This window comes from Arthrobacter sp. P4_H3, from assembly GCF_056400885.1.
This window is the reverse complement of record NZ_JBFUKK010000005.1, coordinates 35,231-47,794: the sequence shown is the minus strand read 5'-3', so window position 1 is coordinate 47,794 and position 12,564 is coordinate 35,231. Positions and strand designations below refer to the sequence as shown.

The 12,564-nt window shown below is 65.6% G+C and carries 10 protein-coding genes; 5 read left to right on the top strand and 5 right to left on the bottom strand.

Annotation, left to right across the window (positions count from 1 at the left end; all coding sequences use genetic code 11):
* Positions 1 to 23 precede the first annotated feature (23 nt).
* From AC1DRE_RS08355 to AC1DRE_RS08345, 3 genes are read right to left on the bottom strand one after another with little or no spacing between them, the layout of a single operon-like run.
* A complete protein-coding gene (locus AC1DRE_RS08355; RefSeq protein WP_476984189.1) occupies positions 24 to 701 on the bottom strand; it encodes an NUDIX hydrolase in 678 nt (225 codons plus the stop codon).
* Positions 698 to 1,531 carry an endonuclease III gene (gene nth, locus AC1DRE_RS08350; RefSeq protein ID WP_476984188.1) on the bottom strand — a complete coding sequence of 278 codons (834 nt, stop codon included), beginning with the start codon at positions 1,529 to 1,531 and terminating at the stop codon, positions 698 to 700. Before nth ends, AC1DRE_RS08355 begins: the two co-directional genes overlap by 4 nt.
* 10 nt (positions 1,532 to 1,541) lie before the next feature.
* Complete coding sequence (locus AC1DRE_RS08345) at positions 1,542 to 3,038, bottom strand: hypothetical protein (protein ID WP_476984187.1); 1,497 nt, start codon at positions 3,036 to 3,038, stop codon at positions 1,542 to 1,544.
* Positions 3,039 to 3,701: 663 nt separating this feature from the next.
* On the opposite strand from AC1DRE_RS08345, the gene acs reads away from it, so the two are divergent.
* The 5 genes from acs (at position 3,702) to AC1DRE_RS08320 (ending at position 10,073) form a co-directional block, all read left to right on the top strand.
* A complete protein-coding gene (acs, locus tag AC1DRE_RS08340) occupies positions 3,702 to 5,792 on the top strand; it encodes an acetate--CoA ligase (protein ID WP_476984559.1) in 2,091 nt (696 codons plus the stop codon).
* A 210-nt stretch (positions 5,793 to 6,002) separates the two neighbouring features.
* Positions 6,003 to 7,313, top strand: a complete 1,311-nt coding sequence (locus AC1DRE_RS08335; protein WP_476984186.1) for an ABC transporter substrate-binding protein — start codon at positions 6,003 to 6,005, stop codon at positions 7,311 to 7,313.
* A gap of 15 nt (positions 7,314 to 7,328) precedes the next feature.
* Positions 7,329 to 8,315, top strand: coding sequence for a carbohydrate ABC transporter permease (locus tag AC1DRE_RS08330; RefSeq protein WP_476984185.1), 987 nt, complete (start codon positions 7,329 to 7,331; stop codon positions 8,313 to 8,315).
* Complete coding sequence (locus AC1DRE_RS08325) at positions 8,312 to 9,223, top strand: carbohydrate ABC transporter permease (protein WP_476984184.1); 912 nt, start codon at positions 8,312 to 8,314, stop codon at positions 9,221 to 9,223. The genes AC1DRE_RS08330 and AC1DRE_RS08325 overlap by 4 nt, the downstream gene beginning before the upstream one ends.
* 58 nt (positions 9,224 to 9,281) lie before the next feature.
* Positions 9,282 to 10,073: a DeoR/GlpR family DNA-binding transcription regulator gene (locus AC1DRE_RS08320; protein WP_476984183.1), complete on the top strand. Its 792-nt coding sequence runs from the start codon at positions 9,282 to 9,284 to the stop codon at positions 10,071 to 10,073.
* Between the two features lie 59 nt (positions 10,074 to 10,132).
* Here AC1DRE_RS08320 and AC1DRE_RS08315 read toward each other — a convergent pair whose 3' ends face one another.
* On the bottom strand, positions 10,133 to 11,161 hold the full coding sequence (locus tag AC1DRE_RS08315; RefSeq protein WP_476984182.1) for a LacI family DNA-binding transcriptional regulator: 1,029 nt from the start codon (positions 11,159 to 11,161) through the stop codon (positions 10,133 to 10,135).
* A gap of 5 nt (positions 11,162 to 11,166) precedes the next feature.
* Complete coding sequence (locus tag AC1DRE_RS08310; RefSeq protein ID WP_476984181.1) at positions 11,167 to 12,369, bottom strand: Gfo/Idh/MocA family protein; 1,203 nt, start codon at positions 12,367 to 12,369, stop codon at positions 11,167 to 11,169.
* Positions 12,370 to 12,564 lie beyond the last annotated feature (195 nt).

Below are 12,564 nucleotides of genomic sequence, written 5' to 3'. Positions count from 1 at the left end.
AGGCGGCGACCGCGTCCGGTAAGTCAGATGTCGATCTGGTGCAGCCGGGTCCGGTCCCACGGAACGGCCCAGCCCAGCTGATCGAACAGTTCGTTCAGGATCATCCCGGTGAAACCCCAGACCACTACTTTGTTCACCACAAACGCGGGGCTCAGGAACGACTGGCCGCCCCGGCTGACGGTGGCCATCACCCTGTTGTCCGGGTCCAGCAGGTCGCGGACCGGCACCCGGAACACCTGGGCCGATTCGCCGTAGTCCACCACGCGGACCGGAGAAGGCGAGTGCCACCAAGCGAGCACCGGCGTCACCAGGAAATTCCCGCGCGGCAAGGCCAGCTGAGGCATGGCGCCGAGAACCTCCACACCGGCCGAATCGAGGCCGGTCTCCTCCTCCGCTTCACGGAGGGCAGCTTCAATGGGCGTCTCGCCCGGATCGATTCCCCCGCCGGGAAACGCCACCTGGCCGGGGTGGTCGTCCAGGGTGTGGGCACGTTCGAGCAGCAGGACATCGAGGTCGGCCGGGGCCAGGTGCTTCGAGGAAACGGCGGGGACGTTATCCAGCGCACCGAACAGCATCAGTACGGCGGCCTTGCGGGCCACGGAGTCGTCGACACTCAGCTCGCGCCAGTACGGGTTGCGGGCCGGGCCGGCCCCGGCGTCAATGGCGGCAATGAGTTCGACGAGATCCTGGCGGGCGGTCATGGCTCCCGCTTTTGTGATTCCATCCGGATTTCCGCCGCCCGGTGTGTTTCCGCCAGTAATTGCGCCAGCAGGGCCTCCTGGCCCGGGGCCAACTCGTACTTGAGCAGCTTCCGCGCCTTCTCCGGATCCGTCTCCCCTGCCCCGTAGCTGGGGCACCACGTGGCCACCGCGCACGCACCGCAGGCGGGCTTGCGTGAATGGCAGACGCGGCGACCGTGGAACACCACGCGGTGCGAAAGCATGGTCCAATCCCTCGGCTCGAACAGTTCGGCCACATCCGCTTCGACGCGCACGGGATCATCCGACTCTGTCCAGCCGAAGCGCCGCGACAGCCGGCCGAAGTGCGTGTCCACTGTGATTCCGGGAATGCCGAAGGCATTGCCCAGCACCACGTTGGCGGTCTTGCGCCCCACCCCCGGAAGCGTCACCAGGTCCTGCAGCCGGGGCGGCACCTCGCCGTCGTACTCGTCCACCAGCCGGTTGCAGAGCGCCATGACGTTCCGCGCCTTCGCGCGGAAGAACCCGGTCGGCTTGAGGATCACCTCAAGCTCGGCCGGGTCCGCCTCGGCCATGCTCCGGGCATCCGGATACCGGTCGAAGAGCATCGGCGTGATCTGGTTGACCACCACGTCGGTGGTCTGGGCCGAGAGCACCGTTGCCACCAGCAGCTCGAACGGGCTGCGGAAGTCCAGCTCGGCGTGCGCATACGGGTACAGTTCCGCGAGCGCCCGGTTGATCCTGCGGGCGCGGCGCTTCAGCGCCAGCAGTGACTCCCCGGACGCCTGCGGTGTGATGCTGCCCGGCTTCGGTGTGCCGGAGTGGGTGGCCATCGGGGGCCGGCTAGCCGCGCTCGATGTGGCTGAGGTCACGCAGGACGCCCACGCGTCCATCAGTGTGCTGGACCAGGAATTCATGTCCGCGGTCTTCCAGGGCAAGAACCCAACCACCGGGTTCGATCACGAATGCCGGCGTGCCCGTCCGTTCTTCGACCGCGGTGCGGGGCTGGGCTACTGCGAACCAGAACGCCTCGTGGACCGGCTCCTCGTCGTGCTCTTCGGGGCGGCTGGACGGGTCCACTGTGGCACCGATGGGCTCCTGCGAAGTCACCTGCGGGTGCAGCATCGTCTGGGCCGGCGCCGACGCTGCGGGCACCGCGCCTGTGGCGGGACCGCTGGCGGACCCGCGGCCGGCGGCGGGAACGCCGGCCGTCTGGGTCGCTTCCGGTGCGGACGGTACGACGGCGGCGGCCTGCGTCTGCTCCGCTGCTGAAGGCACGACGTCGGCGGCCTGGGTTGTAGGCGACGCGTCGGCACCGCGGCTTGCAGCGGCGGCACCTGCCGCTGCAGCGGCCCCCGCAGAGGCAGCGGCTGCGTTGCCGGATCCGGCCGCGGCAGCGGCTGCGTTGCCGGATCCGGCGGCGGCAGCGGCCGGTGTGGCGTCAGCCTGCGGGGTGGACCGCTCGTGTGCCGAATCGGACAGGGCCCAGCTCTGCGAGGCAGAACCCTGCTGACCCGTGCCCTGCTGGGCAGCACCGAACTGCGTTGCCCCGTCGTGCGTTGCCCCATGCGGCGTTGTCCCATGCTGCGTTGTCCCATGCTGCGTTGTCCCATGCTGCGTTGTCCCATGCGGGGATTGGCCAGCCGAAGCCCCAGCTGCACCGCCCGGCGTGAGGCGCTTCGTCCAGCCGGCCAGCGCGCCGGAGCCCGGTTCCTTGGCCGGCTTGGGCTCCTTCGGGGCGCTGGGCTTGCGGAACGGCACGGCGGAGTCACGGGCAACCACGTGTGCAGGCGCCTCGGCGCGGTCCAGGAAGTCGCCGGCGAAGAAAGGAATGAAGCGCGCAAGGACGGTGGCGGCAAAAAGCCCCAGGGATCCGATCAGCGACACCAGCACGGCAGGTGCATAGGTCTCGGCACCGGCCAGGAAGAAGAAGCCGAGCGCAAAGGACGCAACCACGGACGCGAACTGGTCGATGGAAAGGGACCCGACGCGGAGCTTTGACTCCGGAGTGAGGCGGCGTGCCACAAAGAGTGCGGTGACGATCAGCGGCAGGAGGACTCCCAGCCCCAGGAAGAAGAGACTGCCCAGGTTCCACAGGTTGTACCGCGAAGCAAACATCGGGATCAGCGACCCTACAAACAGAATCAGCGTTGATCCGAAGATGGTGAGGTCCCGGATGGTGAAGGGGCCAAGGACCGTCTCATTCTTCCTGGCCGTCAGCCGGCTTCCCGCAGGCTTTGGCCCTTCTGCGTTGGCCGGCTTGCCGGCACTCGCCGGGCTGGACGCCTGACCGGGATGCGGATGGGCGGCCTTATGCTGTCCATGGCTTTGCTGGTTCATTCTGTTCTCCTTAGCACGGTGGCGCTCTGGACAGCGCCTCCTAACGGCAGGCAAGAACAGGACCGCAAGCGGTCCTGTCGCCTCCATCGGATGTCACAACTTCATCTCAGCCTAGCCAAGTGCTTGGCTGATCACTAGCTGACGGGCCGGAGGCGGGCGCGCCGGAATGCAGGCGGAATTCGCCTAGCACACGCGCCTGTTTGCGCGGTGAATGTTTTCGGTGAGGACAGGCGGGTCCAGGAATCCAGCGCCTGCGTGTAGCTCGCAGGATCATTGCGCGTCTCCGCGGACACGGCAAGGTGTCGGCTGGTGATCCGGCTGGCAAAGAACCGCGCATACGGAAGCACAACCACGGTATCCAGGCCGTTCTTCCACGGACTGTGGGGTCCGGTTCCTGCACCGCGCACCAGTCCCAGGCGCGTTCCCATGCACGGTGCGGTACGCCCCGTTCGGGAACCATTCGGCGCTTAATCCGCGCCGCTCACGGTTCACTATGTGACCCGGCACACGTGTGGTGCCGGGCAGGCGTTAGTGTGTATTTCGGAACAGCTCTTTGCGGTACAGCCGTGATCAGCCGCTGCCCGATGCCGCGCAATCGGCACGGCTGCGGCACGGTGACGGCGGGTGCCGCCAAGCAAAGATCGATGAATGATGAGGTTCACCATGTCCCAGGACACACCCAGCTCCACGGCCACTGCTGCCCACGCCGAAGTGCCACTCAACCAGTCCTCCGCCGGAGGAGCCGCAAACGCCTCGGCCAACGGGGGCAAGGCCGGGAACGGCGACGCCTTCGAGAACCTCTCCCACGAGAACCGGAAGTTCGCCCCCTCGGAAGACTTCGCCGCGAACGCGGTGGTCACCGCCGAGGATTATGCGGAGGCCGACGCCGACCGACCCGCTTTCTGGGCCAGGCAGGCCCGTGAGATGCTCACGTGGAGCAAGGACTTCACCCAAACCCTGGACTGGTCCGACCCGCCCTTCGCCAAGTGGTTCGTCGGCGGCGAGGTCAACGCCGCCTACAACGCCCTGGACCGTCACGTGGAGAACGGGCTCGGGGACCGGGTGGCCATCTATTTCGAGGGCGAACCCGGTGACAGCCGCAGCTACACGTACGCGCAGCTCACCGACGAGGTCAAGAAGGCTGCCAACGCCTTCGAGTCCCTTGGCGTGGCCAAGGGTGACCGCGTGGCCGTCTACCTGCCCATGATTCCCGAGGCCGTCATCACGCTGCTGGCCTGCGCCCGGATCGGCGCCGTCCACTCGGTGGTGTTCGGCGGCTTCTCAGCGGACGCCCTCCGCTCCCGGATCGACGACGCCGAAGCCAAGCTGGTGGTCACCGCCGACGGCACCTACCGCCGCGGCAAGCCCAGCGCCCTGAAGCCCGCGGTTGACGAGGCTCTCGCCAAGTCCGGCCACACCGTCCGGAACGTGGTGGTGGTCAAGCGCAACGGCCAGGACGTCGACTGGCACGAGGGCCGGGACCACTGGTGGGCCGACACTGTTGACGCCGCCTCCCCGGAGCACACGGCCGTGGGCCACGACTCCGAACACCCGCTGTTCATCCTCTACACCTCCGGCACCACCGGCAAGCCCAAGGGGATCCTGCACACCACCGGCGGCTACTTGGCCCAGGGCGCCTACACCCACAAGGCCGTGTTCGACCTGCACCCCGAAACAGACGTGTACTGGTGCACCGCCGACATCGGCTGGATCACCGGCCACTCCTACGTCGCCTACGCCCCGCTGATCAACGGCGCCACCCAGGTCATGTACGAGGGCACCCCGGACTCCCCGCACCAGGGCCGCTGGTGGGAAATCATCGAAAAGTACAAGGTCTCCATCCTCTACACGGCACCCACTGCGATCCGCACTTTCATGAAGTGGGGCAAGGACATCCCGGCCAAGTTCGACCTCTCCTCCATCCGCGTCCTGGGCTCCGTGGGCGAACCCATCAACCCCGAAGCCTGGATGTGGTACCGCGACGTCATCGGCGCCAACGCCGGCAAGAACGGCGAGAAGAAGGACAACCCGGCACCGATCGTGGACACCTGGTGGCAGACCGAAACCGGCGCCCAGATGATCGCCCCGCTGCCCGGCGTCACCGCCACCAAGCCCGGCTCGGCGCAGGTCCCGCTGCCCGGCATCGCCGTGGACGTGGTGGATGAAGCCGGTGAGTCCGTGCCCAACGGCCACGGCGGCTTCCTGGTGATCCGCGAACCGTGGCCCGCGATGCTGCGCGGCATCTGGGGCGATCCGGAACGGTTCAAGGAAACCTACTGGTCACGCTTCGAGACCATGTACTTCGCCGGTGACGGCGCCAAGAAGGACGAGGACGGCGACGTCTGGCTCCTGGGCCGCGTGGACGACGTCATGAACATCTCCGGCCACCGCTTGTCCACCGCGGAAATCGAATCGGCCCTGGTCAGCCACCCGGCTGTGGCCGAGGCCGCCGTCGTGGGCGCCGCGGATGAAACCACCGGCCAGGCCGTCGTCGCGTTCGTGATCCTCCGCGAGGACGCCGTGGACTCCGGCGACGCGATCGTCCAGGAGCTCCGCAACCATGTCGGCAAGGAGATCGGCCCGATCGCCAAGCCCAAAACCATCCTGGTGGTGCCCGAACTGCCCAAGACCCGCTCCGGCAAGATCATGCGCCGCCTGCTTAAGGACGTCGCGGAAGGGCGCGAAGTGGGCGACGCCACCACCCTGGCAGATAACACGGTCATGACCCAGATCGCGGCCTCACTCAAGAAGTAACAGCAGTTCCCACAGGCCTGCCGCCGAGGCAGCATACGGCTCCGTTTACCCCGCCGGGCGGGTGTAAACGGGGCCGTTGTGTTTTGTGACGATTCAAACACGGACTGCGGCCAAGATGTTGTTTCCCGTTCTTTCCTGTTCTCTTTTGAGAGGTTATAGTCATGAGCATGTGAGGTCCCTCACATGCAGCTATTTTTCAAGGGAGAGAACATGGCAGCACAGTTTGACGCGTCGGCAGCTGGATATCCGAGCCGGCGGACCATCCTCAAGACCGTCGGCGTCGGGGCGGCAGGACTGGCCGGCATTCCGTTCCTCGCAGCCTGCACCGGCGGCAGCGGGCCGTCAGCCACAGGCTCCGACTCCCCCGGACTGACGTTCGGTTCGGGGTCCTCGGACGATGTCCCCAAACGGGCGTACCAGGCCGTCACCGATGCATTTACCGCCAAGACCGGAAAGAAAGTCACCACCAACGTGGTGCCGCACAACGATTTCCAGAACAAGATCAACTCCTACCTGCAAGGCTCCCCGGACGACACCTTCACGTGGTTCGCCGGCTACCGCATGCAGTATTACGCGGAGAAAGGACTACTGGCCCCCATCGACGACGTCTGGGAGAGCATCGGGGGCAACTACTCGGAGGCGCTGAAGAAAGCCTCTACCGGCCCCGACGGCAAGTTGTACTTCGTACCCAACTACAACTACCCGTGGGGATTCTTCTACCGGAAGAGCCTCTGGACCGAGAGGGGCTATGAAGTTCCCGAGACCTTCGACGCCCTCAAGTCCCTGGCCACGAAGATGAAGGCCGACGGTATCATTCCCATCGGCTTTGCGGACAAGGACGGCTGGCCGGCCATGGGCACCTTCGACTACATCAACATGCGGCTCAACGGCTACCAGTTCCACGTGGACCTGTGCGCCCACAAGGAGTCCTGGGACCAGCAAAAGGTCAGCGCCGTTTTTGACACGTGGGCCGAGCTGCTCCCCTTCCAGGACCCGGCGGCCCTCGGCCAGACCTGGCAGGATGCCGCCAAGGCCCTCGAGGCCAAGAAGACCGGAATGTACCTGCTGGGTTCCTTCGTGACGCAGCAATTCACTGATCCTGCAGTCCTGGCTGATATCGGATTCTTCGCCTTCCCGGAGATCGCCATGGAAGGCCGGGACGCCGTCGAGGCCCCCATCGACGGACTTCTGCTGTCCAAGAAGGGCGGCGAGAACAAGGCTGCCCGCGACTTCATGGCGTTCCTTGGAACCCCCGAGGCGCAGGACGCGTACGCTGCGGTGGATGCGTCGAACATCGCCACCGCCAAGGGTACGGACACGTCCAAGTTCTCCCCGCTCAACAAGACGTGCGCGGATACCATCGCTAACGCCAAATACATCAGCCAGTTCTTCGACCGCGACGCCCTGCCGGCCATGGCCAACAACGTGATGATCCCGGCGCTGCAGACCTTCATCAAGGACGGCAAGATGGACGTCAAAAACCTCGAAACCCAGGCCAAGACACTTTACGCCGCCCAGTAGCGAGGGAAGACTTCCATGAGCAGCACCGCAAGAGACCTGGTTCCGCCCGAAGCGAGGGAGCCCGAGGGGGCTTCCTCGAAGTTGTCCAGAACCAGGCGGGCCAAGGGCGGGCGGGTCCGCCGCCTGTCCGGACGCGACAAGCTTGTCCTGTCGCTGATGGTGGGCATTCCCACCCTGATCGAGCTGACGCTCGTGTGGCTACCGACCCTGATGTCGGTGGGCCTCAGCTTCACCCGGTGGAACGGCCTGGACCTGGGCGCCATCCGCCCGGCTGGACTGGACAACTACCAGTACGTCACCCAGGACTACCCGCCGTTCTGGCCCGCTGTGCAGCACAACCTGCTGTGGCTCCTGTTCCTGGCCCTCGTGGCCACACCGCTGGGTCTGCTGCTGGCCGTGCTGCTGGACCAGAACATCCGCGGCGGCAAGATCTACCAGAGCATCTTCTTTGCGCCGGTCATGCTCTCGCTGGCCCTCATCGGCATCATCTGGCAGCTCTTCTACCAGCGGGACAACGGGCTGCTGAACTTCCTCCTGGGCACAGCCGGGACGCCGCAGGCCGTGGACTGGTTCGGGGACTCCTCCGTCAATATCTGGGCCGCGATGATCGCGGCCACGTGGCGGCATGCCGGCTATGTCATGCTCCTGTACCTGGCCGGGCTGAAGGGCGTGGATCCCAGCCTCAAGGAGGCTGCGGCCATTGACGGGGCCAACGGCTTCCAGACCTTTTTCCGGGTGGTCTTTCCCGCCATGCGGCCCATCAACATCGTGATTGTGGTCATCACCATCATCGAATCGCTGCGCGCCTTCGACGTCGTCTACGTCATCAACCGCGGCACCAACGGCCTGGAAATGCTCAGCGCCCTGGTGATCCAGAACCTCGTGGGTGAAGGCCAGGTGATCGGCGTGGGCTCGGCGCTGGCCGTGGTGCTGCTGGTCATTTCCCTTGTCCCCATCGTCTTCTACCTCAGCCGCACCTTCGGCAAGGAGGGCAAAGCATGAGCACCACCACACGGACCGGCAGAACCGATACCACGGCCGGACTCCGCTCCGGCAGCCGGCCGAAGCGCCACTACGGCACCCATATCTTCCTCACCGTCATGGCCGTCATGTGGCTGGTCCCGCTGGGCTGGTCGCTCTTCACGGCCCTCCGCCCGGTGGCGTCGACCAACGAGCACGGCTATTTCAGCCTGGCCGGCGACTTCAACTTCAACAACTTCACCCAGGCCTGGACGCAGGGCGGGTTTTCCACGTATTTCTGGAACTCCGTCATCATCACGGTTCCGGCCGTGCTGCTGACGCTCTTCCTGGCGTCCCTGATGGCCTTCGCCGTGAGCCGTGTGAGCTGGAAGTTCAACATCACGCTGCTGATCATGTTCACCGCCGGAAACCTGCTGCCGCCGCAGGTCCTCGCCGCGCCGCTGTTCGAAATGGCAAAGCATTTCCAGGTGCCGTACTCCTTCAGCGATTCCGGCAACATGCTGAATACGTACATCGTGGTGATCGCCGTCAACACGGCTTTCCAGATGGGTTTCTGCACCTTCGTCCTGTCGAACTACATGAAGGCCCTCTCCGCCGACCTGACGGAAGCCGCACTGGTGGACGGCGCCGGTATCTGGCGGCAGTACCGGGAGATCATCATGCCGTTGTGCCGGCCGGCGTTTGCCGCCCTCGGCACCTTGCAGGTCATCTTCATTTACAACGACTACTTCTGGCCGCTGATTTTCATCCAGAGCGGCAACCGGCTCCCGATCACCACGGCCATCAACAACCTCCAGGGCCAGTTCCTGAACAACTACAACCTCCTGGCCGCCGGTGCCGTCATCACTGTCATTCCCACCTTGGTGATCTACCTGCTCCTGCAACGGCAGTTTGTTGCAGGGCTGACTCTTGGTTCCAGCAAGGGGTAGACCATGATGGACTCTGACGGGGACCGCATCCCCCCAGCCGCAGCCCGAAAGGAACTCCATGCTCCCCGCAGCACGCCACCAGGCAATCGTGGACGCCGTCCAGCGCGAACGGGTTGTCCGCGTCTCGGACCTCGCCCAGCAGCTGGGTGTGTCGCTCATGACCGTCCGGCGGGACATCGAGCTGCTCGAGGAAGGCGGCCGGGTGGAGCGGATCCATGGCGGCGCCAAGCTGCCGGGCGATGCCAGCACCCATGAACCCGGCTTCGAGCAGAAGTCCACGCAGCTGACGGCGGAGAAAAGGGCCATCGCAGTGGAAGCGGCTTCCCTGGTCCATGAGGGCATGGCGGTGGGACTGGGCGCCGGAACCACCACGTGGGCGCTGGCGAAGGAACTTGTCAACGGCCCGCGCATCACCGTGGTGACCAACTCCATCCGCATTGCCGATGTCTTCCATCACGGCTCGTCGTCCGGCGCGGGACGTTACGGCTCCACGGTGATCCTGATCGGCGGCGAGCGCACGCCGTCGGACGCGCTGGTGGGGCCCATTGCGACGGCGGCGCTGAAGCAGCTGCATCTGGACCTGCTGTTCCTGGGCGTGCACGGCATGGATCCCGATGCCGGGTTCACCACCCCCAACCTGCTGGAGGCCGAGACTGACCGGGCGTTCGTGGCAGCCTCACGCAAGGTGGTGGTGGTTGCCGACCACACCAAGTGGGGCACGCAGGGAATGAGCACCATCGCGGGGTTCGAGGAAGCCGACGAAGTCATCAGCGACGCCGGCCTCAGCGGGGACGCGCGGCGTCGCCTCCAGGAAAGCGTCAGCCGGCTGCGGATCGTCAGCGCCGGGTAGCCCGGCCACTCGACCGCTCGGGGCCAGCAAAGGGCCCAACCGGCAGGCCAGGAGGGAGCCTACGGGCAGCCGCAGGACTGCCTGATGCGCAGTTTGGTGGGGAACAGCCTGTGTTCGGGCGGGCTGCCCTTCGTCTCCCCCACCAACGCACTGACGGCTGCCTCGGCCATGGCCCGCACGGGCTGCTCCACCGTGGTCAGCGCGGGCCAGCTGAATTCCGCCTCTGCCGAACCGTCGAAGGACGTCAGCGCCATGTCCTGTGGCACGGAGAGGCCTGCTTCGTGCAGGGCCCGGAGGATCCCGATGGCCTGCATGTCGGAGCTCGCAAAAACAGCCGTCGGGCGGCCTGCCGAAGCGACCAGGCGCTGCCCCGCCTTGTAGCCGCCCTCGCGGGTGAATTCGCCGCGGACAACGGGGCCCTCCGGTAACCCGGCGCCGGCCAGGGCCTGAAGCCAGCCCTGCTCGCGTCCATCGAACTCGTTGGAGACGTTGGAACCCATGGCAAGTGCGATGTTGGTGTGGCCGTGGCCGATCAGGTGCTCCACCCCGATCTTCGCTCCGGCGGCCAGGTCCACGCCGACGCTGTTGAATCCGGGCGATTCGCCGCCGTGGTTGAGCAGGACCGAGGGGATCTCTGCCGATTCGAGGTCCGCCAGGTCAGGTTCAAAAAGGACACTGGCCAGCACCACTCCGTCCACCTGACGGGCCGCCAGGTTGCGGATGTTCCGGCGTTCCTTCGCCACACTGCCGTCTGAGTTCGTTAGGAACAGCGCAAATCCGCGGTCAGCGGCTGCGTCCTCCACAGCGTGGGCCAGCAACGAAAAGAACGGGTTGCTGTTGTCCGGAATGATCAGGCCGATGGTCTCACTGGACCCCAGTTTCAGCGCGCGTGCGGCGGCGTTGGGGCGGTAGCCCAGGACGCGGATTGCGTCCTGGACCTTCGCCTCAGTGGCCGGCGCAACCCGTTTGGGCCCGCCGTTCACCACGTAACTGACCACAGCCGTACTCACGCCTGCATAGCGGGCAACATCCTTGCGGGTTACCGGGCTTCGGGGCGGGTGGGTTGCGGAAGTGGTCATGGAGTACATGCTAGCTATCCACCCTGCGGAGCGTCGCCAAAATCGCGGATGGGGAGGCGTTCGCCGTTCTGCCGGGCCGAGGCGTGGGCCACGATCCCGGGAAGCGTGAACCGCGCGGCGACCCAGGCATTGACCGGCGGCAGCGATCCTGCGTTGACCGCGGTCACGAAGTCGTCCACCAGGAACTGGTGGCTTCCCTCGTGCCCGTTCGGGGCGCCACGGAATTCCTCCGGCAGGCGGCTGCGGTCGTGCACGGGCGCAAGGCCGGAGATGAAGGCGTCCCGCAGTTCGGGTGCGACGTCCGCCAACGACGGGTCATCGAGCGCGATACTCGGTTTGGTCTCCACCTGCTCGGAGATGTCGTGGACGTTTTCCTTGTCCTGCCACACCGTGACCTTCGCCAGCTGCTCGAAACTGGCTTCGGTGCCGAAGAAGCGGAACCGCGACTCCCGGATGTGGGACGGGTAGCCCACCCGGCGCATCTCGTTGGTGCGCATGGCACCGCCGTCGTTCAGTTCAAAGAGCGCCGTAGCGTTGGAGAAGTCGTTGCCGAACATGCTCACCTCTTTGTCGAAGACGCCGTCTTCCCGGTCGTCCTTGACGCCGATGCAGCTGACACTGACCGCGTGGGCGGGAAGCGCACCCAGGACACCGCCGATTGCGTGGGTGGGGTACAGCATCGGCGGGTAGCTCGCCGTCGCCTTCCATGCGTCTCCGCCGCTGTACTGGTAGGCGTCGTAGAAGCCGAGGTCCATGTCGTGGACGTAGTCGCCCTCGCTGTAGAAGATCCGGCCGAACTTGCCGGCGGCGTGCTGGTTGCGTGCGTAGACCGTGGCCGGGTTGTAGTAGCTTGTCTCGCCCATGGCGTAGACGAGCCCGGTTTCCTTCACCGCCTCGATGATGCGTTCGATCTCGTCTTCCGAAACAGCCATGGGAACAGCGGAGTAGACATGCTTGCCGGCGCGCAGCGCCTGCTCCACCAGCGGCCCGTGGGTCCAGCGCTGCGTGAAAATGGCGACGGCGTCGACGTCGGACGCCAGCAGCTCCTCGAAGCTCGCCTTGGTGCCGTCGAGCCCCCAGCGCTCCAGCGCGGCGGCGGCGCGTTCCGGCCGCTCGTCAACGACATAAACCTCGCTCACGCCCGGGTGGAGCTTGAAGAGGTGGGCAAAGTGGCCGCCGAACTGTCCGACACCGACGACTCCGATAGAAAACGTCATTGTTACCTTTCCTGGGTTGCCCGCAGGTCCGGGCATGAAGAGCCCCGTGCGGGCCTGCCGAAAGTCTTTCACCGCAATCTACTCGAGTCAACAGATTGAGAACGTTTCAAAGGTAACTTTCAATGTTTTCAAGAAATAAGGCTTGCTCTACGAAATCTACTCGTGTAGATTCCTATCCAGTTGTTACCCACATCA

What these genes read in the sequence shown, in the direction of transcription:
- AC1DRE_RS08355 (WP_476984189.1), bottom strand. Translation starts at nt 701, where the DNA reads ATGACCGCCCGCCAGGATCTCGTCGAACTCATTGCCGCCATTGACGCC.
- nth (WP_476984188.1), bottom strand. Translation starts at nt 1,531, where the DNA reads ATGGCCACCCACTCCGGCACACCGAAGCCGGGCAGCATCACACCGCAG.
- AC1DRE_RS08345 (WP_476984187.1), bottom strand. Translation starts at nt 3,038, where the DNA reads ATGAACCAGCAAAGCCATGGACAGCATAAGGCCGCCCATCCGCATCCC.
- acs (WP_476984559.1), top strand. Translation starts at nt 3,702, where the DNA reads ATGTCCCAGGACACACCCAGCTCCACGGCCACTGCTGCCCACGCCGAA.
- AC1DRE_RS08335 (WP_476984186.1), top strand. Translation starts at nt 6,003, where the DNA reads ATGGCAGCACAGTTTGACGCGTCGGCAGCTGGATATCCGAGCCGGCGG.
- AC1DRE_RS08330 (WP_476984185.1), top strand. Translation starts at nt 7,329, where the DNA reads ATGAGCAGCACCGCAAGAGACCTGGTTCCGCCCGAAGCGAGGGAGCCC.
- AC1DRE_RS08325 (WP_476984184.1), top strand. Translation starts at nt 8,312, where the DNA reads ATGAGCACCACCACACGGACCGGCAGAACCGATACCACGGCCGGACTC.
- AC1DRE_RS08320 (WP_476984183.1), top strand. Translation starts at nt 9,282, where the DNA reads ATGCTCCCCGCAGCACGCCACCAGGCAATCGTGGACGCCGTCCAGCGC.
- AC1DRE_RS08315 (WP_476984182.1), bottom strand. Translation starts at nt 11,161, where the DNA reads ATGTACTCCATGACCACTTCCGCAACCCACCCGCCCCGAAGCCCGGTA.
- AC1DRE_RS08310 (WP_476984181.1), bottom strand. Translation starts at nt 12,369, where the DNA reads ATGACGTTTTCTATCGGAGTCGTCGGTGTCGGACAGTTCGGCGGCCAC.